A 22,384-nucleotide genomic window follows, 5' to 3' on the forward strand; every position below is an offset into this window, starting at 1 on the left:
GGGGGCGGAGGGGCATAAAGCCCCTTTGGGAATTCCTGGCGGAATTCCTCGCCCCGGAATTCGCCTGGCGGCGAATTCTCTGTGGTTTATGCCGGGCCGCTGGCGCGGCCCTTGGTTTGGCGCGTGAATTTGCCTGGCGGCAAATTCTGGGTTTGTGAGTGGAGGCTTTGGGTTTATTTATTTTGCCTGGCGGCAAAATTGTTGTTTGGTTTTTGCTGGGCCGCTTTCGCGGCCTTTTATTGAGTTTTAGTTGTGTGGATTTTCGGAGCGCTGGTGCGCTCCGGTAGTTTCCTTTGTCTTGGGGTTAGCTTGGCGGTGTTATGTCGGGCCGCTGGCGCGGTCCTTGGTTGTTTGCTGGATGTGGTGCGGCGTCATGTCGGGTGTGGTTCGTGGGTGTTGCGGGCCTAGGGGGGAGGGGCTGGCGCGCCTATCGGCGCTTGGGTGGTTATGCGGGTGGCTTCCTCTCCTGGAGGGGGATCCGTGATCGCCGGGTTCGGCGTGCGGTGCGAGGGGCTGCGCGGTGTCGTCGACGAAGGCGTCCGGGGCCGCCATCGTGTGCGGTCTTCTTGGGGGCCGGCTTCTTGCTGTGGGTTGGAGGCTGGCGCCTCCAGGTAGGTGGGTGGTGGCCACACTGGTGCGGGGGAGGGCGTCTGCATGGAGGTGGGCGTCTTCTTCTTGGTGATGTCGTCGGTCTTGTTGCCGGTCGTCTCCTCGGTGGTGATGGTGGAGGCCGTGCGCTTGGTCGTCTCCTTCATGGTCTTGGTGTCGATGGGCTTGCACTCGGCGGTGTCGGTCTTGGGGTGCGTTGGCAACGTGCTGCTCTTCCTGCTGTTCGGGGTGCAGGCGCAGTTCGGGGCGGCGCGGGGTTTCCGGTGTTCTGAGTGGTGTCGGGGGCTGGTGATGGGGTGTTTCTGCTGGGTCGGGGGCTGGTCGAGGTGTGGGCTTCGTGCTGAGCGTTGCTTTGTTCGGGGTGTGTTGTCGCAGTTCACGGCTCGTGTGGCTGGCGGTGGTGGGGGACGGGACCGCCGGGTCGTCGGGGGTGCTCCTCGGTGTGCGGGTGATGGTGCCGGGGAGGTCGGGAAGGGGCCGGTCCGTTGAGGTGTCGTCGGGTTACGTCGACGAGCGCGTCGTGGACTGGGAGGTCTTTCGTGGGCCGTTCCTGGTGCTCGGTGCTCGGCGCCGTACCGATGTTGAGCACGGTGTCGGCTGTTGCTTGACCAGGGAGGATGTCCAACTGGCTTGGTTGTAGGGGCCTCTGAATGATCTTCAGAAGTGGTTCATGGCCTCCGGGAGTGTTAGCTCGTAGGTAATGTTTGGTATCGAGGACCTCTCGCACCTCGACAGCGTCGGCTGCAACCGCCGCGAGTGAGGGGCGAGGTGCTCACAGCACGATCCAAATCCCTGTCTGGACCATCAGGTGAAAGGAGTTCAGGAACCTCTGACGGTGGCGCCGTTGCGATCGGCGTCACCGTTCGACCGCATCTGAACTTTTACGTTCGAACAGTGAGGTACAGAGCAGTGATCCCCTCTAACGAGCCCTCGAGCTCGTCTTCCGCCGGGGCCGGGCCGTTCTTTCTTGTGGACGGCCGTCTGGTCCCCTGCACTCCCGGGCAGGACGTTCCCGGTGTCCCTGCGGGCTCGACATTCTCGGCCTCGCCGGCCGTGCTGACGGGCCCGTTCATCGTCGTCGACGGCACCCTGCAGCCCTGCGAGCCGACCATACCGGCGGTTTCCGTGCCGGTGTCCGGGGCCGCACCGCTGGTCGTCCATGGCGTCGTCCTGCCTCCGCCCGCGGCGGGCACGGTGCGCGCTGCGGCCAACGGCACGGTGAACACGGTGTCCTGGCAGTCCGTGGCGATCACGGCGATCGTCGCGGGGGTCATCGTCACGTGCATGGTGCTGGGCATGTCGACCGAGGCGACCGTCGCGGGCGTCCTGCTGGTCGTCCTGCTTGCCAACCACGTCCGGGCCTCGCTGGCTTCCTGACGTCTGGATCCCTTCAGCCGGGGCCCTTGACGGGCCCCGGCCTTCGGGCCGGACAGGAAGGAGACCGGTGATGGCCCGTACCCCCGACCCGCTGCCTCAGCGGGACGATCCCGTGATCACGCTCGCCCGGTTCCTGCGTGCCGCGCAGTCCGAGGCCAGCACGACCGCCGAGTCCATGACCCTGAAGAAGATCTCGCAGATGTCCGGGGTCTCGGAAGGCTCGCTGTCCAAGGCGCACAACGGCGATCCCCGCGTCTCGTGGCGGACCGTGGAAGGCTGGGTCCGCGCCTGCAGAGGCAACCTCACGGGCGCGCGTCGTCTGTGGAACAAGGTGTCCGCGCTGCAGGAGGAGCAGGCCCCCGCCGACGCGGCCGCGCTGCAGGCCCGGGCGTTCGGCTACTGGGAGCACACCCAGGGCCAGGCCGTGGTGCCGGGCCTGGAGACCGAGGCGCAGTTCCTCCTCGCCCTGACCGCGCTGCGCAAGTACACGGGTCTGTCGCTGCGCGACTTGTCGCAGGCCACCGAGCGCATTGGTGTCCCCTACAGTCACGCCACCCTCGGTGCCGTCCTGGCCGGGAATCGCGTCATGACCTTCGAGCACCTGGCTGCGGTACTGGCCGGCTGCGGCGTGCCCGTGCGCCAGCAGCATGGGTGGGCGCGTACCTTCGCCGGCTTCGGCCCCGCACGGGATGTCCGCACCGGCTGGATGCCCCGCTCCCTGCGCAGGTCCCGCCTGATGGAGCCTGCTGGCGAGCAGGTCGAGGACGTCGTCTCCTCCCCCGCCCGCAGGCGCTTCGCGCTCGTCCTCGAACGGGCGCTGACCGAGGAGGACGTGACTATCAAGGAGTTCGCCACGCGCGCCAGGCTCGACATGCCGTACGTCGACCGCCTGTTCGCCGGCAAGTTCCTGCCCGCCCACATGCTCACCCGGGCCAGCGAGGCGGCCATCGGGGCGAGCCCCCGGACCAGGAGGGAGCTCACCGTGCTGGCCCAGACGCTCGTACGGTCCCCCACGCCCGAGGAACAGCGGGAGTGGGGCAAGTTCTGCCGGGAAAGCGGGATCGCCGAGCCCTGGGCGGGATGACCGGTCCTTCTCCTGCGGGGCGGGTACGAGGTGGTCGCCAGCCTCGTACCCGCCCTCTTCTGCTTCCCGGTGGGACCTGGGGACGCAAGCCTGTGCCGGGAGCGGAATACCCCGTCGGGCGGGCCGCTGTCCCGGTCGGCTCGGTGAAGTACAGACATGCACCCCGGGCTGTGTCGCCGCTCCCGTCGCAGCACCGCCGTCTCCGTCTTCCTGGAGGCGGGACCGGACGGTCGCGCACCACGCTGGCCCACCGCGACCGCGGCCAGGACCACACCGTCGCCTCCTCAGCCTCGTGTCCCGCGCGCAGCGTGCACCTGTGTCAACGTCTCGGACCTCCACGTCGAGGACGGTCGATACCGCCATGCCGCACAAGGCCCTGTGCTGATGCCCACGACGGGGCCATGTCCAACTCGCCGGAGCCGCCGTCCGAGTCCCGTACGGCGGGAGCGAGGAGTTCTCCCGGACCCCGTGAACAACGCCAGCGCCGGAACGGACGAGATACCGACGACTCCCACGGCTTCGTCACGGACACCACCCCCGGTACCAGCGGGGTGGCCTCGACGCGGCCGAGGGCATTGCGGAGTCCGCCGACGCACAAGCTCGACGGCCTCCCGCTGCGGCCCTCTGCCCGGCTTTGGCCACTCACCTTACCGACGCGATCCTGTGCCTGATGGTCCGTCCTACTGAGGCCGCACAGACAGCGAGTCTCCCGTCCGTGACACAGCTCAGTCCGCGATCGGCACCATGACACGGACGTCTCGTCGCGAAGCCGGCTGCACCAGTCTTTGGGGCGGGCGTTTTCCGCTCCGGGAGAGGAATTCAACACCGACCGGATCCGGCTTTAGTTCGCGTGCCGGAAGATCAGAAGTCGACCGACCATGAAAATCCGGCTCCGCGATATTGGAATCGGTCATGGTTTCCGTCATCGTGCCGAAGGCGCCGTACCGGCGACCACTCCGGGGAACGTGATCAAGCTCCCCGGAGGCAATAACTGAAAATTCTAATAACCGTCTTCGCTCTCTCTTTCAATTCAAAGAAACCGAGTAATCATTTTCAATAGTAAATACCTGATCGTGGAGGTGGTGCGCAATGTACCGCGTCCCTGGCACCCCCGGGATCGGGAGACAAAGAACAGGCCTGCACAACACCCCTTGGGCTCTGCCAAAGACCCGGTCCGTGCCGCAGCGGCCCACTCCGGCCGGCGCCGAACTCCTTGGAGACGTCCGCGCCGCCTGTGGACCGTCGCGGTGCGACGTCCAGGTGCTCTGGCTGGCGACTCGCTCCTGCCCGGACGACCGGCTGCACGGCACGTGCCCGTCAATCTGGACTGCCCAATGCGCACTGAGCCAAGGCCCCGCCGGCAGTCAGCTGTGCACGGCCGTGTTCAAACGACCAGTGCACTGTCACGCCCACCGCCGCCCGCAGTCCATCCGCCCAGCGCAAAAGAGTCGCCAGGGCGCGCTCCAGCGTCCCGTCCTCGATCTGTTGCACCAGGAAGCCTGCGCCAGGGGTCCCGGGAAGGCTTCAGGCACCCGTGACACCGGTCCCTGCGGCTCTTGAGCCTCTCCAGCCAGCCTCGGGGCGCTGACTCGCTGAGAACCCGAGCGCTCTCCGTACGGCTTCGCCATCCACTGGCCAGATGGATGAGATCACACAGGATGCCCAACAGGCCCCATACAGGCGCTGCGTGCGCGGAGAAATGCCGCCTCGCCCGTGCTCCGGCCATCCCTTTGACCGGACAGGACCGCAGTGCGGCCGTTCAGAACATCATTGGCGGTCACTGACCCGGCTGGGTTGGGGACCGCTGTCGCAACAGCCTGACACCTCCGACCAGGGCAGCCCCTCTGAGAGGCCGTCAAGTGAGGCCCGCCGATGCCTCCAACTCAGCTACAGGGCACGTTCCCTCAAAGGAGGCTGGCCCATTGCTTCCGCTCGAACGCTGCCCGCATCAGGTTTCCGTGCCGTCTGGCGAGCCGGGCAGCCCCTTCCGGCAGTGGTGTGTGGGCGGGGCCGGGCAGACAGGCCCCGCCACACACTCAGAGGCGCAGGTGAGGCTGCAACCAGCACCCACGCAATGCTTCCGTCACCCCGTCTGGACCAACAGATGAAGAATGACGAACAGCCGGGCACAGGTGGGTTCCTCTGCAGGAGCCTACGACCGTGCCTGAAGCGACCATACGCGACTCGCTTCGTGTTCCCGAGTTTGGGGGAAAACCCCAAAGAACCAGAAGCCCGCGAGACGTCGCGAGACGCATCTGAAGAACGGGAGGCCCTGACCTGCCCAGACACTGCGTTGTCCGCGGTTGTTCATTCAGGTCACGACGCCAGTCATTGCTGCATTGAGTCACGCGTTGGCGCCTTCCGCGCGGGAGTGCTCCCACCTTGCCTTTGCTGTGCGATCGGCGCCAGGACTACGCCGGAAGACGAGACAGTGCAAAAGAACGGGCTCTCCGGCGGCCGCCAGGCGCCGGCATGCCGCCCTTTCAGACCTGAGCAGCAGCCAGGTCACGCTGCCCTAGTTGGCAGGCCTGCTCCACAGCCCTGGCTGCACTCACGCTGCGGTCAAGGTCACAGCAGGCCATGCCAGTGCCGGAAGCCTGCACGAGGCCACGTGCCCCCGCCTGGCAGCGGCTTGGGTCGGCGCCGGCCTCTACGCCCAGTTGCCCAGGCCCTGCCTGCAGCAGGTACACCGCTGATGGAGTGCCCGCAATGGGGACGAGCCGGAACCAGCAGGCGCTTCCCGCGGCCTCCGCACCGGCCAGGCGCCCACGCCCTGTCTGTCGCTTCCCTCAGGCAACGGCATCTCCTGACTGGCCCCACACCACGAGCCGAAGCATCCGATGCAGCCGGCTCGTACAGACAGCAACACACGCTCGGTCGGCGCAGAAGGACTACGGGCGGCATACCCCTCAGTCCTGCACCTCATCAGTGCCAGCTCGCCGCTAAGGTCCCGAATCTCTCAAAAAACAAAACTTGATTCACGATTGCAATCACTAGATCTCCTGTGCGTGGAGGGCTGGATCACTTGGAGCACGGTAATTTCCGGTGTGACCTGCTACACGATTCTCCGTAGGCGGCCCACCAGCGACTACGGCGGGCGCGCCGGGAGGACACCCGGCCCACGCGGACACCGACAGCACCGGCCGACTGCCCCACCGGTACTGCACCGGCCTCGGGGCGCGGACATCGCAGGGAGAACTGTGCCGCTGCAGGGAACGGTCCTGTCTGGCCCGGGGGCTCACGGCTCCGCTGCCTGTCGCCGCCCGCCGGGCGGCGCGGTACGCAAGGAAAATGGTGTGCGCTGCGCCAGGCAGCCGTGGCTAGTCTCTCCGTGAGAGCGACGGGTCGGTTTTCGCTCTGCACCAGGCGCTGGAGGCCGCCGACGCCTGTCACGCCCGGCGGACCGCGCAGTTGGACGAAGCCATGGATGCGTTCGAGCACGCCTCCGCCGCCCTGCCCCCGTCCCCCGACAAGGACCAGCATGTACAGGTGGCGGCCGCGCTCACGGCAGGAATAACCCTGTTCGGAGCCGCGCCCGTCGAGGACGATCTGCCCGGGGTGCTGGCCGCGGAGCTGGGTGTTCCCCACGAGGAGATGGTCCGCCTGGTCGCCGTGCTGACGACGCCGCTGGGCAGCCAGCCGGAACTACGTGAACTCGGTGACGCCAACACGCTGCGCCGCTGTCCGGTCGTCGGCCTGGACACCGCGCGCGGTCTGTGGACGCGTCCCGGTGACTTTCTGCACGAGGCACTGGACTGGGCCGCGGACACCGTCGGCGATCACCCGGACCTGCTCAAGCGCTTCAACAAAGGCGCCTGGATGTCTGCGAAGAACACGCCGGCCGCACTCTGGCCACGGTGTTCGGGGACGCCTATGTCCATGCCGGCGCCACCTACCCGGCACCGGGGAACCCGGACATCGACGTTCTCGTCGCGATGCCCGGGGTGCTCCTCGTCGTCGAGGCCAAGGGCGAGCGCTTCACCGCCCCTGCCCGCAGAGCGGCGCCCGGCCGGGTGTAGAAGAAGACCCGCGAGTTCGTCGACAAGGCCCTGGAACAGAACGCTCGGACCATCGCTACCTCGGCGGGGGCACCAGGAGCCTGCGGGACCGGAACAAGCTCCGCCTCGTCCTGCCGGACCACCTTCCGCCTGCCGTGTCGGTGATCGTCAACCTCGACCGCGTGGATCCGTTCGCCACGCACCTCCCCGACGGCGGCAAGCGGCACGCGGAACCACCGGACGGCACCTGGCTCGTCACGTTGGCCGACCTCGTGATGGTCGCCGACATCCTGCGTCCCCCGGCCGAGTTCTACGCCTACGCCTGCACCCGCGGCGCCATCGCCAAGGCCAGCGGCCCCCAGGTGTTCGTCGAGGCCGACGCCCTGGCAGCCTGGCTCGACCACCGCATTCAACCCGTCCAGCCCGCACCGCAGGAGATCGTTTTCCTCGCCACTGGCAACGAAGCGCTCAACGACTACTACACGCATGTCGCCGCACCGGGCTACCCCGCCCCCGCGCCTCCGGCCTCCGGCGTTCTTCCGGAGGTCCTCTACGCCCTTGATCTCGTCCACCGTGAACGCCCCCAGCACTGGAGCGACCTGGCGATCGCAGCCCTAGCAGTGCCACCCGACGACTGGCGGTCCGTCCGCACGGCACTGCGGGCCGCCCGGTCGGCGACCGGTACCCGGCGCGAGCGCAAACGGGCCCGACGCGCCGCGGACGGTATCCGGCTCTCCCCCCGTCTCACGGTCTACGTCCGACCGGCTGATGACGAGAGCCCTACCCCCTGTCCCTGGGACCGGACGTGCTCCTGATCCGCACCACGTAGCCGACCGGCGGGTGGCCCCGACGGCGAGGAAGCCGTACCTCCGCCGCCCAGTCGTACCGCCCCCGGTCCGTGGTGCCCCAGCAATGTCCGGCACGGGCCGTTGCCTGCGATCACTGCGGCTCACGGTGAGGGAGTGTGCGGCAGGCTCGCCTCCGCAATGGCCGCTGCCATGACCGGTGCGAACCCCTGCTGCCCGGTCAGCAGACGTGCCACCGCAGGGCGAAGCAGGTCCTGGAACTCGCCCCGGGTGGGCAACTGCAGCGGCACGGCAGGCTGTCCGTTCAGTGCGCGCAGGCGGCCCACTGCCTTGCTGCGTGCCTGGAGAGCTTCGAGTGCGGCAGGCTGCAGGGCTTCCGCCGGCTCCGGGCCGATGCCGGTCGCGAGCAGGGTCTCGGCGGTCAGTTCTACGACGGCGGGGAGCATCTCCTGCGGCGCGAGGAGGGCTGTCACCCCAGTGATCGCGTGGCGGAGCCAGCCCTCGATCTGGCCGGGGGCGTTCTCCCACACCTTCTCGGCGATCCGTGTCCAGCGTTCCTTGAGCGCTTCGTTCGCCCAGAACTGGGGCCGGGCGAACATGGCGGCCGCGGCGGCCGGTGCCCAGTCCTGTGCCTGGGCCAGGTCGGTGATCTCGTCTGTGGTGACGGGCAGGTCCACGACGTAGGACTCGAGCAGCGTGCGCAGGTCACGGCGGTAGCGCTCGTGCGTGAAGTCGGGGTAGTCGTCGTGGTCGGTGAGAAGACGCAGGAGAGCGACCGTGCCGAAGGCCGGTACGTCTGCTCTGAGGAGCAGTCCGCGCAGGGCCGCGTCGTCACACCACACAGGGGCCTGGGTGTTCAGAGCGTGCTGAGCGGCCGACAGCCAGGAGGCGACTTCGTCGTCGGAAGCGTGCTGCAGGCCGAGCCGGTGCCTGATCTCGGTGAGGTCGGGGACCTCGACGGGCTGCAGAACGGAGATGATCCGGAAGAACGCGGCCGCCTCGCGGTGGTGCTGTTGCCTGTCCTGGTCGGAGTATCGCGTGAAGATGGCGCGTCCTTCGTGCACGCCGAGTTGTCCGGAGGAGCGCAGCAGCCCGTCGAGGGCGTAGCGGGTCATGACGGTGTCGTCGAACACGGCGCGGGGGACGGGGGTGGCGGCGAAGACGGCCCGTAGCTGGTCGAACCGGCCGGGCAGGAGTGCGGTGAGAGCGAGGGCGGTGGGGTCGAGCACCGCGGTACGGTTCAGGGCCTGGTGAGCAGCCCGGACCTCGGCGGTTACATGTTCCTGGTGGAGCGTGCAGGCGGGGATGAGTCCGGAAGCACGGTGGATCACGGCGAGGGCGACGGGGCGCCGTGCCGCCCGTGCCAGGATCCCGGTCGTGAGAACTCCGGCACGTACGGCGTCGGCGGCCGCTTGGAGGAGTGGTTCGCGGGGGCCATGGGTCTGTTCGACGTACTGCAGGAGGTTCTGGGTGCCGTGGACGGTGGTGAGTGAGCGGCTCTCCGCCGTCTGAGCCAGCAGCTCTTGAATTTTTCGGCCGAGCGGATCCGGCAGCGCGAGCGCCGTGGGCGCTGTCTCCTGCGTGTGCGCGTCGGTCGTCTGCACGGGTGGGGCGGGGTCGGGGTCCGCAGACGGCTCCCCGGTGGCGAGGAGGACTGCGTTCAGGAGGGCTCCGGTCAGTTCGGGGTCCTCGAAGCGATGGCGTTCGGCGAGGTCGATCGCGGCCTGCGCGAGAGCGACGGTCCATCCCGACCATTCGGTCAGAGTGAGCCACGCTCGTGCGTCATGAGGGTTACGGATCTGCGGGGCGAAGCGTGCGTGCGTGTCGCGCGCGGTCTCCAGCCTGCGGGCGTTGAGCTGTGCGTGGATCGCCGCCCAGACGAGGGGCAGTGCCTGTGCCGGGACGGATCCGGCCGCTCCTTGCGGGGAGGTGATGTGCTCGATGCCGGTTTCCTCGGCGAGCCCGACCAGCGCGTGTTCTTCCATGTCGTCCCAGTCCGCGCGTTCCTGGGCCCACTGGATGATCACGCGGCGCAGCCGGCTGCGTGTCCCGGCTGCCAGGTAGGGGCGGCCCAGGAGGGTCAGGGCTTTGAGACGGGCCTGCTCCCGGTGGCCGCAGCGGTCCCACAGGTCGATGGCGAGGACCCTGAGGTGGGTGTCGCCGAAGCGCTGTCCGGCGCGTTCGGCGGCTTCGGCGGCAAGCTCTGGTCGTTCCTGGATGGTGTACTGATCGACGAGTGCCATCGCGGCGACCAGGCTGTGGCTCTCCCATTCACGCAGCCGCCGGATCGCGGCGGCGCTGTCGCCGTTGACGGCGTCGGCGACGGCCCGGCGGGTCTGGTAGACGGCCTCGGGCAAGGCCCGTTGTTCGCGGAGTTCGTCGAGGTCGGGCACCGGCCAGACGCCGTGGCCTGTCAGAGCGAACGCAGCCGCAGTCTTTTGCTCGTCGGTGGTGGCGCCCGCTGCTGCGGCCCGCCAGGCGCCGATGTGGTCGGCGCGGCCGGCGGCGGGGTCCGCCTCGCTGGCGTACGCCGCCAGCTGCAGCTTCTCGCCGTGTCCGGTGAGGTGGGCGGCGAGTGTCTGCACGAGGTCGGTGCGCCCCGACTGGTAGGCGAGCCGTACGGCTTCGGCTACGAGGGGCTGCGAGTGCGTCTCCGGTTCGTGCGCGTCTCCTTCCGGTGCGGCGATCGCCGTGTGGATGGCGGCGGTGATGTCTCCGGACATCAGCCGGGCTTCGAGGAGGACAGCCGCAGCGCGGGCGCTGGGCCCTCGCCAGCGCCGGTATTCAGCGCGTGCGGCCTGGGCCAGCCGCTCGGCCCGGCCGGTGTCGAAGAAGACCTGACGGGGTGCGCCCACTGCAGTGCGGCGCAGCAGGCAGTGCGCGAGCTCGAGTTGCACGGCCGGTTCGCCGGGATCAAGGCGCAGCGCTCGTTCGAGCATGTCCTCGCCTTCTTCGCGGCGGTCGGCTGCGAAGTGGCAGTGGGCCGTGAAGCGCAGGATGTTGACGTCATTGATCGCGGCCGGGTCCCCGGCCGCGAGTGCTCGTTCCACAGTGTCCGGGAGGCGTGCGGGGTGCCGGCCGCCGGCGTCGAAGAGGGCCCGGGCTGCCGCAACCAGCACGGCAGCGCCTTCCTCCTGGGCGGCATCCGCGAGCCGCGGTGTGTCCTCGGAAGCGTGGGTGGCGGCCAGGAGCGCGGCCAGGGCGAGCAGGCGTCCCCGGTCGTTGCTGGTCACCGCGGCGGCACGCTCCAGTGCTTTGACAGCGGGCATACCGATTTCGTGGGAGCTGCCGTAGGCGGCGACAGTTCTCCACGCTCTTTCTTCGCGTTCGGCCTCCAGCCCGGTAAGCCAGTCGGGCGGAGCGTTCAGAAGCCGGCCGACAGCGTCGGCGGGATCGTCGGCATCCGCGAGAAACACCGCCAGGGGAAAGGCATGAGCAGCGCCGGCCTGGTGTTCGCGCAGCAGCTGGATCCGGGTGTCGCCCGGAAGACGGTCCACGGCCTCCCTGAAGGGGTCGACCTCGTCCTGGAGGCGGGCGGGGCGTCCCAGAGCCTCGGCATTGGCCTGGTCGATCTGCTGGTCGACGGGGACGAACACCTTGTAATGCTTGCCCGTCGGCACCAGAGTGTCGGCGGTGACGTGCTGCCAGTGGACCCGCTCGGTTCTCGGGTCGAACAGCAGCAGAGCGACGGGCAGGGAGTGATGACGCCAGTAGGCCACGTGCGCGGCATCGCAGGGGTACCACCAGCCTCCTTCTGCGACCGCGGTGAACTGGCTCTCCCCCGACTTGATCTGGACCGCCAGCAGGCGTCCGGTGGGCCGGCCTGTCGTCCTGGCCGTGATACTGGCACCTGCGACGACCTCGAAATGCGCGTCGATCCCGACGTCGCTGGTCTCCTGTTCGCGAAACAGCCAGCCGAGCCGGGATGTCACCAGAAAGCCAGTCCTCAGGACACCGGCACGGTCGACGAGGTGGGTTGGGCGCACAGTCGTCACGTTGTGATTCTCTTTCTGCCCCGGCACGAGCACAGGTGGTGCTGCTGAAGCCTAGGAGGCGCCACTGACATTCCCTTCCCGCCATCTCTGGGGCAGGCGACTGGTTCTGCTGGAGGGGGCCGTCGGCGACGTTCAAGACAGGCCAGTCCTTCCAACCCGTTCGGCTCACATGCCTTTCAAAACAAACGGCAGTTGTTGATCGCAGGAGCAGCGACGTGAGGAGCGGAAAATGTCCTATGGCTACGGCGGGGGTCCCAACTGGCCGATGATCCAGGCGAGACGGCGCGCCGAGTCGGCTGCCAACTCGGCTCGGGCCGAGAGTGCAGCTCAGCGGGCCTCTGCACAGTCGTGGAAAACCGCCTTCGAGTCCCTGGCCGACAAAGTGCGGGCGGCAGTAGTGCGGGCGGATGCGGAACACCGGACGGAGGGAGCGTGCGGCTGTCCCTCCTGCTGGGAGCAGGTCATCACCAGGCTCGCCCAGCAGGCCGGGAACGGCGCGGGCCCGGTCGGCGGCGCCGGGCCCGGATTCGACCTTGGCGACTTGTTCGGACGACGTACGGGACAGCAGTGACTGTCTAACGCGCCGCCCTCATCCTCCTGTTCGGCGTGCTCACCGCAAACGCCGTCGGCGTGCTGACCGTCCTGAACGACGGCACCCTCGCCGCAGCCAGCCTTGCCGGGGGCGGAGCCTTCGCGGCCGCGGTGTACTTCTTCCACAAGCTCATCCGCTGACGGGACGGCGCGGCCGGTGCCGGATGGTCGGCGCCGCTCCGTATGCGGAGTCAGACAGGATGACCATGGCGGGCGGTAGTAGGTGGACACAGGCCCCCTAGTGCACGGGAGTTTGTGCCGCCAGCATGGGAGCGGCGCACGCCGTACGGCCGAGTTTCCCGCAACAGAGGGCTGGCCTCGTCAACCCTCCGCGCAGCGTCGACATCCCGCCGACCCGCTCAGTTCCCCGCCGCCCCGCAATGCACAGGACTTTCCACGATCGTCAATTGCCGTTTCACTGGGGACGGCGTTGGGCGCGGTGGAGGCAGACGCCGTGGCGTGGCTGCGGGGCCTGGTCACCGGCTGGAGCGCACCGCGTCGGGGCACCCCTTCGCCGCTGACCGCGGCCGTGACGGCGCCCGGGGGCAGCGCCCTGCTGTCCCTGACAGCCTGGGGCCTGCAGCACGTGGGACAGGGACAGGCCGGGGAGGAGCTGCCCGAACCGCTGACGGCGACGCTGGAGGAACTCCTGGGTGCCGCGCCGGACGACCAGGTCCTCGCCGTCATCGGGTTCTGCCTCGCCCAGCTCCACCGCGGCGCCCCTGCCTGGACCGCCGACCAGGCCGACGCGCTCCTGTCCCTGGACCACGCCTGGCGCCCCGCACGCGTCTGGCTCACCGGCGGCCATCCCGATGCTGCGCTGCTGGCCCGGCTGGAACGCACCGGCCTGTGCCGCGCCCTGTGTGTGCCGGGGGCCGAAGGCGCCCTCGACAGGTCTTCCTCGCGCTGCTGGACGACACCGAACCCCTCAGCCCTGCAGGGGAGTTCCTCGCTCATCTCGCCGGCTGCCCGGGCGGGACCGAGGCCGTCAGCGAGATGCTGTCCCGGCTGGCCACCTACACCGCCACGGCACGCAGCGAGGTGGCCGAACGGGCTGCTGCCCTGTGGCGGGCCGCACTGGAGGCCCGCCTGCCTGCCGCGGCCCTGCGCGGAACAGGCCACTTCGCCTTCGTCGACATCCTCGACCAGGACACCTGGCTGGAGCTCACCGCCGCCACCCTCACCCCAGCAGCCCGACCTGGAAGACGCCGACCAGACCACCGAGCGCGCCGCCCGCAGCCCGCACTCCCCCGCAGCCCAGCTCATCTCCGCCGCAGCCCTCGACCACGGACCCCTCGACGGCTACCGGCGCACCCGCACCGTCCGTCACGCCGCAGCCCTCTACGCTGGCTCCCCCGTACAGGACACACCTGAACGCATCGCACTGCGCACGGCCCTGATCAACGCCGGAGTCATCGACGACGCCTACCGGAACTGACCGACGCCTCTCGCGGACACCGCACTGGCCGCCGGCACATCCTGCGAGCTCTGCCTTCCGGAGCAGGCGCACAGAACGTGCTGCTGGAGGCGAGAGGCACGGCGGGCGAATTCGGCCGCCGCTCAAGAAGAAGGCGGTTCTTATTTACCTGATATCGAGTCGCAGGTATTCCCGCATTTCTGCGGACGGTGATTCTCGAATGGCATTTTCTTCTTTCTTTCTGGTGTGACCCTGTGCAGTGTCAGGGCGGGCCGGTGACCCGGCGGCGTCCGGTCGGCGTGCGCGGGCGGTGCCCTGGCGGGCCGACGGCGTGTCCGCGGCGATCCTTTGGGGCAGCCGGCCGCGGGGTCCGCCGTGTGGTCGGTGTGCCGGGGCCGCGTCGAGGACTCAGCTCCTGAAGGCTGATCTTCTCAGGGAGCCGGTCGGGCGGGCGGGGGCCCACGTGCGCACCTACCGCCGTGGGCGCCGCCGGGGGAGGTGGGGCTGTACCAGGCGGAGGCCAGTGGGCCGACTGCCGCGTCCGCCCGGCAGCTGGAGGTGGCGGCGGGCCGGCGCACGCACGAGACGCACGTGTGCGAGGGGTGCGGTGCCTGGTGTGACCTCCCCCTCGTGGTACGCGGCGGGCAGGGTCTGTGCCCAATGCGCCGTCGGATGCAGGAAGTGGCCGCCTTCCAGGCGTCGTTGAGCGAGCGGCGCGGGGAACTGGCTCTGGGGGCGCGGGGACAGCTGGAGGATCCCCGGGCGGTGGTGTGGGTAGAGACGGCGGAGGGAGGCCAGTCGGCCTCGGGGAGGGCGCGTCCCCCGGCGGCGGCCCGGATGACGGCGGTGGACGGGGAGGGCGGCGTCACCCAGGGTGCTGCACCCGGCTCCGATGCCCGCTTTGAAGTGGCGGAGCCGGGCGTCGAGACCGACACCGTCCCATTCGCCGTCGATGAGGAATCCCTGCTTGAGCCAACTGCACTGGGTCATACACCGCTCCGTCACGGGCTGTTGCACACGCCGCCGGGGTGTACGGCGTGTGCAATGGCCCCCAACGGGTCTCGCCAGGCGGTAACGCGGAGCGGTGGCCCGGAACATCCCATCGGGCGACCTATTGATCATGACTTGACCGGGGCCGGGCTTGCTTCCACGATCTGCTGCCACGTGGCCTCGGGGCAGCCGCTCTCCTCCGAAGCCGGGCGTGGGCGGGACGTTCGTGCCCGGCCTCGTCTATCGGCGGCCGCCGGCGAGAACGCTGAGGTAGTGAGCGTACTGAAGGGGTGTCAGACGTTGTCCTGACCAGCCGTGGCAGAAGGAGCAGCCGGGCCCGCTATGGCTCCAGAAGCTGTCCAGGTCGACCAGTTCGGCAAGTGTCATCCGCTGTGTGCGCTGGTTCAGGGGACGCGAGTGCTGGCAGTCATCGCCCACGGCGTGGGAGCGGCCCTGGTAGCGGCCGTTGAGGTTGGAGCCGTACACCCACACGTCGGCCAGCGGGCCGAGCAGTGCGCGGTCCTGTCGGAAAGGACGCAGGGTGAAGCAGCGGGCGGGGAAGGTGAGCGCGGCGGCCCAGGCGTCGCGCAGGCCGAAGTGGACGTCTTTGACCTGGGCCGCGAGTTCACGCAGATCTGTGGTGTGGGTGGCCTGTTGGGCGGCGTCCATCGCGGTTGTGCGGTCGCTGCGGCTCCACCCGGACGTGGTGCAGCGTTGCTGGAGGTCGGGCATGCTCGCCGCGGCCGCCAGCGGCATCAGATCATCGGTGCCGTCTACCGCCTGTGCCGGTTCCGGCGCGGGAGACGGCAGGAGGATGTGAACGGCCCGGTGCTGACGCGCGGGCGGGGCGGGGCGGCCGTCGCGATGGGCCCGGAAAGCAGCGGAAAGGTGTTCCAGGTCCTTCCTGCGCTCTTCGTGCAGGTCGAGGGGCTCCTGCATGCTGGTGTCCAGCAGTTGCACGCCGTCCTGGAAGGCGTGGAATCCGATCGATTCCCACAGGGCGGCGATCTTCGCCTTCGCCGTGGCCCGGTAGGCGTCGGTCACCTCGTCTTCGTTCTCGGGCCATTCGGCTATGCCGGGCTCGGCCGCCACCGCGCAGCAGCCTCCCGACAGCCGGCGGACCGCTTCTGCGGCGAATACCGGTCCCAGGCCGAATCCGCGCCAGGGCTTGGACAAGAACACCCGGTCCAGGATGAGCAGGTCACCCACCGGGCACTCGATGATCTCCTGGAAAGCGTCCGAGTACTCTGCGCCGTCGAAAACCCTGGCTGCGATGCTCTCCAGGTCACCGGACTGGCCGTCCGCGACCAGCAGGCGGTTGGCCCCGGTATCGTCCCGCAGCCGCCACAGTCTCAGGTAGCCGACCTCGCTGCCGTCTTCGATGAGCGCGTCGCAGGCCTCCGTGCAACCACCCTCGCATTCCTCGTCCTCCTCGTGGAAGGCGTGGATGGACACGCGCCACTGCTCGAGGGTGTCTTCATCCTCGTACGGGACGGCGGGGTGTCCGTGGGTGTAAAGCAACCGTAGGCCAGCGGGGTCACCGGGCAGGTCAGAAGCGGGACGACTCATGACTGCGCAGGCTAGTGCCCGCCACTGACAATCGGGTGCGTCATCGGGTTTCTTTCGCCCTTCGGGTGCGGGCGGTGGCCGCGTAGCGGTCGTCGACGTCGGCATCAAGCCGGCCTGCTGCGCAGGGGCATCATCCGGAATCCCCTTTCTCTCCGTGCGGCCGCTCCGGCACCGAATCGTGCACGGCGGGACGGACGGGCCACCGCATCGCATTCGGCCGTTTTTTCGAGATTCCGCGCACCTGTACGAGAGGAGAGGGCCCGGTGTCAGTGGGCGCTGTCAGGCTGGTCGCGCTCGGCCGGAGCCAGGGCCGAAAGCGGAAATGTGACTCGCGGGGCGGGTGGAAGGGACGTGCGGCGTGGCCTTGACGGCGACGGCTGAACAGGAGGCGGCCCGGGAGGCGTTCGCCGCGGGCCAGGACGTGGCCCTGGTGGCAGGTGCCGGAACGGGCAAGACGTCCACGCTGGTGATGATGGGCTCGGCGACGCGGCAAAGGGGCCTGTACGTGGCCTTCAACAAACCGATCGCGGAGGAGGCCAAGGGCCGGTTCGGGGCGAACGTGGAATGCCGTACGTCGCATTCGCTGGCGCATCGCGCGGTGGGCCGCCGGTTCCAGGATCGTCTCGACGCCTCTCGCCATATGCCGCTCAAGCGCACGGCACAGTTGCTTGGGCTGGACCGGGAACTGGCGGTGGACAAGCGGCGGCTGAAGCCGACGACGCTGGCCCGGCTCGTGATGGAGATGGTCCGGCGGTTTTGCTACAGCACGGATGAGCAGGTGGCGGCCCGGCACCTGGGGCCGGTGAACGGGCTGGACGAGCAGGGCGCGCAGTATCTGGCGGAGGTACTGCTGAAGCGGGCACGGTGGGCGTGGGAGGACATCTGCTCCCCCGCGGGAAACCTGCCGTTCCAACACGACCACTACCTGAAGATGTGGGCGCTGACGCGGCCGAGGCTGCGGGCGGACTTCATCCTGCTGGACGAGGCGCAAGACACCAACCCGGTCCTGGAGGAGATCTTTCTGGCGCAGGACGCGCAACGGGTGTGTGTCGGAGATCCCGCGCAGCAGATCTACGAGTGGCGGCACGCCAAGGACATCATGAGCGGTTTCCCGGGCCTGAGGCTGGAGTTGACGCAGTCATTCCGGTTCGGACCGGCGATCGCTGAGGTGGCGAACCGATGGCTGCGGGCCGCCTCGTCGACGATGCAGCTGACCGGACACGCCGGCGAGGCATCCGGGCTGGGACGGGTAGAGGTCCCCGATGCGGTGCTGTGCCGGGGCAACGCGGACGCTCTCGCCGAGGTGCTGCGTTTCCTCGACCAGGGTGTGCCGGTGGCGCTGGCCGGAGGCGGCAAGCCTCTGCTGAAGATCGCTGAGGCGGCGATCGATCTGCAGGCAGGCCGGCGGACCTCCCATCACGAGCTGTTCTTGTTCTCGTCCTGGGGTGAAGTACAGGAGTATGCCGAGCAGGACTCCGCGGCCGCCGACCTGAAGGCGATCGTGGAACTCGTCGACGCGTACGGGCCGCAGCAGATCATCGCGGCCGTGCAGCAGATGGTCGACGAGGACCGGGCACGGGTGGTGGTCTCCACCGTTCACAAGGCCAAGGGACGCGAGTGGCAGCGCGTGCGGATCGGCGACGGATTCACCCCGGAGACGGACGCATCAAGTGCCCGCGGCGTGCACCCGGCGGAGGCACGGCTGATCTACGTGGCGGTGACGCGGGCACGCCAGGTGCTGGACACCACGGGAATCCAGTGGGCCGAAGCACAGATCCGGCAGGCCTCGCGCGGGTCGGTGACAAAGACAGCGGACGGTGTGCCCCTGGCCGCGCTGCCCCTGACCGGCCAGCTGGAATACCCGCGCTCGCCGATGTCCCTGTTCCTGGCACGGCATCTGCCCCGGATGGACCGGCTCGTCAGCACGTACCTGCACTGGGCGCAGGAGCTGGGGCCCGCGGTACAGCCGATGGACGAGCGCCGCCCCGACTACGCGGCCCTGGGCCACACCATCGACTACCGGCTGCGGATCAGCCTCGGCCACGGCCCGGGAGACGCGGTGACCACCGGTGTCCGACTGCTGGGCAGCGCGCTCCCGCTGGCCGGCGCCCCGACGGCCCAGACCCGCACCGCCCTGTACGGGGCGGGCATCCAACTGCTCGCCCGGATCGACGCCCACCTGACGGGCACGTCCCCGCTGGACGAGCAAGACCTGACCCGGCTGTGTCACGTGGCCGGCTTCTACGAGGCCGTCTACCGCACCGGTGTTTTCTCCCGCCGCCGGAACCTGCTCGCCCAAGCCGATGAACGCACCACCCTGGCCCAGCTCACCGCATCGGTCCCGATGTACGTACTGGAAGACATCGCCGAACAGATGAACCTCGCCGAGCAGCCTTTCGCCCCGCTGAGGCAACTGCCGAAGCGGCAGCGGGTGTGCGGGCCGGTGTTCGCCGGCAGCCGCGACCTCGGCGGGGCCGACGCCGACTTCATCACCGGCGGCATGCTGATCGACTGCAAGGCCACCACCCGCGCCCGCACCCTGCACCGCTCCGCGGTACACCAGCTCGCCGGCTACCTGCTGCTCGACTACGACGACGCGTACGCCATCGACCGGGTCGGCCTCTACCTGTCCCGGCACGGCGCCCTGATCTCGTGGACGGTCCAGGAGTTCCTCGACGCCCTGGGGGCCAGGCTTCCCCTGCCCGAGCTGCGAGCGCTGCTGCGCGGTCACCTTCGCCAGGCACAGCGTACGGCGCGGGCCCAGGACACCGTGACGGTACGCAGCCGGTGATGTCGTCCAGGTCCGCAACGCATCACGGGCTTCTTCCCGTCCGGCCACCAGTCGGGAGGGGAGGGCATAGAGCAGCAGCTTCGAGGTGAACGCTTCACGCGGGTTGGTATAGCGCCGCCAGCAGCAACGCTTTTCGGGCAACCGAAGCCGGTAAGGGGTCCCTGGCTGATGCCCTGATGGCACGGGCCGGACCGCCAGCGTCACCGGCCGACGTTCCTCCGCTCCCCGCCGGTCCCGGCGTACGGGAGATCCATATCGACGACGAGCAAAAGTACTGCGACGACGCCCCGCCCCCGGTTGACCGGGGGCGGGCATTCGAACCGCTGCGGCTGCCCTTGGTTCAGCGGCGGATGGCGACGATTTCGACCTCCGCGTTCATCGCACGCAGCCGTCTGACTGCTTGGAGCAGTGAGACCTGGGCGAAGGCGAAGAGTGAGTCGACGCGGATGTCCAGGCCGTCTTTGAGGAGGATCCCGAAGACCACCCGGAGGGTGCCGAAGTCGTCGAGCAGGCGATGGTCGGGCGTGTGCGCGGCTACCTGTTCAAGGAATTTGGCCCGTACGTCGCTGTCGCTGCGCAGCGTCTCAACGGCGACCACGCCCTGGGCGAAGAGGTGGTTGAGGGGGGCGGTGCTGGCGGGCGCCTTCTTGATGCAGATCAGCTGGTTCTCGGGGCCGAGGACGTCGCAGATCTCCAGTCCGCCGCCCCTGAATTTCTCCGTGACGATGTCCTTTTTGTCGAACAGGAGATAGCCGTCGGGCTCCGCTGCCTGATGGTTGAACCAGTCCTCGTCGTGGGAGTCGTGGCCTTTGGAGTTGGGTGTGCCCTTGGGCCATGGAGGCAGGGTGACCGTCTGTGGCTGGGTGAACAGGGCGGTGAGTTCTTCTTCCAGGGTCTCGACGAAGCCGGCACCGACCTCGAACCACTTGCCGTTGCCGTAGAAGAGGCGGTCTGTGCCCACGGTGATGTCGGCGATGAGCCACTCCTTCCCGTTGGTGGTGACGTCGGCCGGTGTCTGGTAGTCGTCGTCGCTGAACATGGTGACCCGTACGTCGCTGAGGGCCCTGAGTCGTTCCCCTTCAGGCTTGTCCTGCACGAACTGCAGCAGATGGCGCAGTTCGAGATCGCTTGTCTCGATCGTGCGGGTGCCGCGTCGGGCCCTGAACGCCTGGGCGGAGCTGTAGCTTTCCTGGCATGAATCGGGAACCCCGATGGTCAGACGGGGACTGTCCGGGTCGGCGAGGTGTGTTTCCAGGATCGCCTGGGCCTCCACGGCCTTGTGGCTACGGTTGTCGAGGGTGTGGACCCTGCTGACGAAACGCAGCTGCGGCAGCGGATCGGGTTTGGCGCATACGTCCTCGATCGCCTGAAGGTCTGTCAGGAACTGCTCCACGGTGGTGGCCAGGGGGAGCTTGATGGTGGCCTGTGAGCATTCGACGCGGACCTGCTTGGTTCGGCCGGTCTCCAGGGAGGTCAGTGACAGCCCGCTGGCAGTCCCGCAGATGCGGCGGACGACGGCGCCGAAGCGGTCCAGGCCGAAGTCGTCGATCCGCTCTCCCCGTGACACCGAGTACTCGTCTACGCGGCCTCTGCCGTCCATGATCTGGTTGCGGATCTTGATAACCCCGTCGTCATCGAGACAGCGGGTAGCGAACTCCAGCCCGAACTCGTCGTCACGGAAGTAGGGATCCAGCATGTGCTGCCCCACCCCGTAACTCAGCGCGTAGGTACCACGGGCGGTGCGCATGAGGACGAGCCCCGCCGCGGCACGACTACGCTCGTTGACGTCCAGTCCGGTGATGGATTCCACCGCGGCGCACCAGTCGGCGCGCTCGCGGGGAACACCGCCGGTGATCAGCAGGCCCTCCATCCCCTGCTGGGTGAACTCCCTTGCCTGGTAACCCTCGCTGTCGAGGTATCTCTCGCGGACGAACGAGCGGAGTTCCGGGACAGTGCCCTCGGGGGGCTTGAGCCGGTGGAGGGTTGACTTACGGACGACGGATCGGGATGTGCGGGTACTGCTCACGGCGGCCTCCCCCATACGCGAAGCACTTGAAGTCACCACGAAAGCAGACAGGGCGGCGTGTTCAGCGCCGAACAGATTTATCCGGCCCGTGGATGTGTCACCGGCGGGGCAGGGCAGAACGGTCCTGGACGGAGATGTGGACGGTGTGCAGGGGCTGGGTCCGTGTGGGGCGGACGACCTCGAACCAGTCGGGGGTCTGCCTGTGCCGACGGTGTTGATCAGTTCCTGGAGTGCTGCGGGCGGGGGCCTCGTCGACCATGCCCGGCCAGTAGCGTTGCAGCGTGGACCAGGGCGTCGGCCAGCCACGGACGGCCCGCAGTGCCTGGCGCCAGCAAGCCAGCTGGGGCTGCTGGGACATCGGTTCTCCCCTCTCTAGCGAGCCTGACGGTAGGTCAAGATCGGGTGGCTGGTCGGCTGGAGTGGGCGGGGACGGGGTGGACCAGGTATTCCGGCAGAAGCTGAACGCGCAGTTCACGAGCGTCTGTCTTCACCGGATCGCAGTGTCGAAACGGACCTGGAAGTCGACCCAGCCGAGTTCGTCCTTGACCTGTTCGTAGCTCTGCTCGCCCCAGTGGCGCAGCCCGTAGATCCGCCCAGCCAGGGTGGCGGGCGGGTAAAGCGATTCGGCGATGCGTGGGGAGCCGGGGTGGGGCAGGTCTGTGGCCAGGTCAGCGTCCCGAATAGATCATCGAAGCGGACTGCGTACGCCTCCAGCGGACCGTGCGCGGGCGGGCACGGCAGCCGCTTCGTCATCTCTGTTTCCCCAGATTTGAGATTGGATGGGTTTACCCGGCCGATCACAGATCGTCTGTCCTCGGATTCTGGTTGGTGCGGTTACTGACGCTGGGCAGAGCGCCGACGCGTCGGTGAAAGGCCTTCGCATGCGCGTGTCGGGCCGGCGAGTAGGTCCAGTACGTCAATGGCGTAGTGGGCGGCGACTCGGTCGCAGTCGTCCAGGGGCCATGCTGCAGTGCCGGACTGGCGGCGGCTGACCTGGGCCTGGCTGACTCCCAACGCCGTCGCGAGATCGCCCTGCGTCTCCCCAGCCAGTTGCATGAGCGCGGCAACCGCGGCTCTCACGCGTTCCCCCGACGACAGCGCCATGGTGCTCAACTTACCGTTTTCCGTCGC

At 68.5% G+C, this 22,384-nt stretch carries 12 protein-coding genes; 7 read left to right on the forward strand and 5 right to left on the reverse strand.

Features of this window, described 5'->3' with window-relative positions:
* Window positions 1-1,662 precede the first annotated feature (1,662 nt).
* From AB0O01_RS00005 to AB0O01_RS00020, 4 genes are all read left to right on the forward strand, one after another.
* Entirely contained in the window at window positions 1,663-1,986 is a 324-nt protein-coding gene (locus AB0O01_RS00005; RefSeq protein ID WP_365309234.1) for a hypothetical protein, read from the forward strand.
* A 70-nt stretch (window positions 1,987-2,056) separates the two neighbouring features.
* A complete protein-coding gene (locus AB0O01_RS00010) occupies window positions 2,057-3,070 on the forward strand; it encodes a hypothetical protein (protein WP_365309235.1) in 1,014 nt (337 codons plus the stop codon).
* Between the two features lie 3,857 nt (window positions 3,071-6,927).
* The gene (locus tag AB0O01_RS00015; protein ID WP_365309236.1) at window positions 6,928-7,089 is read left to right on the forward strand and encodes a hypothetical protein; all 162 of its coding nucleotides are present in this window, start codon (window positions 6,928-6,930) and stop codon (window positions 7,087-7,089) included.
* Window positions 7,090-7,223: 134 nt separating this feature from the next.
* Window positions 7,224-7,883: a hypothetical protein gene (locus AB0O01_RS00020; protein WP_365309238.1), complete on the forward strand. Its 660-nt coding sequence runs from the start codon at window positions 7,224-7,226 to the stop codon at window positions 7,881-7,883.
* Window positions 7,884-8,017: 134 nt separating this feature from the next.
* On the opposite strand, the gene AB0O01_RS00025 is transcribed toward AB0O01_RS00020, so the two are convergent.
* On the reverse strand, window positions 8,018-11,869 hold the full coding sequence (locus tag AB0O01_RS00025) for a DUF4365 domain-containing protein (RefSeq protein ID WP_365309241.1): 3,852 nt from the start codon (window positions 11,867-11,869) through the stop codon (window positions 8,018-8,020).
* 606 nt (window positions 11,870-12,475) lie between these two features.
* Here AB0O01_RS00025 and AB0O01_RS00030 point away from each other — a divergent pair.
* Together AB0O01_RS00030 and AB0O01_RS00035 are read left to right on the forward strand one after the other, a co-directional pair.
* Window positions 12,476-12,601 carry a hypothetical protein gene (locus AB0O01_RS00030; RefSeq protein WP_365309243.1) on the forward strand — a complete coding sequence of 42 codons (126 nt, stop codon included), beginning with the start codon at window positions 12,476-12,478 and terminating at the stop codon, window positions 12,599-12,601.
* Between the two features lie 313 nt (window positions 12,602-12,914).
* Window positions 12,915-13,898 (forward strand): hypothetical protein, encoded by a 984-nt coding sequence (locus AB0O01_RS00035; protein ID WP_365309245.1) that lies wholly within the window; start codon window positions 12,915-12,917, stop codon window positions 13,896-13,898.
* Between the two features lie 1,209 nt (window positions 13,899-15,107).
* Here the strand turns inward: AB0O01_RS00035 and AB0O01_RS00040 are convergent.
* Entirely contained in the window at window positions 15,108-16,436 is a 1,329-nt protein-coding gene (locus AB0O01_RS00040) for a hypothetical protein (protein ID WP_365309247.1), read from the reverse strand.
* Between the two features lie 358 nt (window positions 16,437-16,794).
* Here AB0O01_RS00040 and AB0O01_RS00045 point away from each other — a divergent pair, with 358 nt between their 5' ends.
* Entirely contained in the window at window positions 16,795-19,227 is a 2,433-nt protein-coding gene (locus tag AB0O01_RS00045) for a UvrD-helicase domain-containing protein (RefSeq protein ID WP_365309249.1), read from the forward strand.
* 340 nt (window positions 19,228-19,567) lie between these two features.
* On the opposite strand, the gene AB0O01_RS00050 is transcribed toward AB0O01_RS00045, so the two are convergent.
* The 3 genes from AB0O01_RS00050 to AB0O01_RS00060 form a co-directional block, all read right to left on the reverse strand.
* Window positions 19,568-21,253: a DUF6119 family protein gene (locus AB0O01_RS00050; RefSeq protein ID WP_365309251.1), complete on the reverse strand. Its 1,686-nt coding sequence runs from the start codon at window positions 21,251-21,253 to the stop codon at window positions 19,568-19,570.
* Between the two features lie 97 nt (window positions 21,254-21,350).
* Window positions 21,351-21,611, reverse strand: a complete 261-nt coding sequence (locus AB0O01_RS00055) for a hypothetical protein (RefSeq protein WP_365309253.1) — start codon at window positions 21,609-21,611, stop codon at window positions 21,351-21,353.
* A 476-nt stretch (window positions 21,612-22,087) separates the two neighbouring features.
* The gene (locus tag AB0O01_RS00060; protein ID WP_365309255.1) at window positions 22,088-22,357 is read right to left on the reverse strand and encodes a helix-turn-helix transcriptional regulator; all 270 of its coding nucleotides are present in this window, start codon (window positions 22,355-22,357) and stop codon (window positions 22,088-22,090) included.
* Between the last annotated feature and the right edge of the window lie 27 nt (window positions 22,358-22,384).

It is taken from the genome of Streptomyces sp. NPDC093252 (assembly GCF_040683675.1).
Lineage (GTDB): Bacteria > Actinomycetota > Actinomycetes > Streptomycetales > Streptomycetaceae > Streptomyces.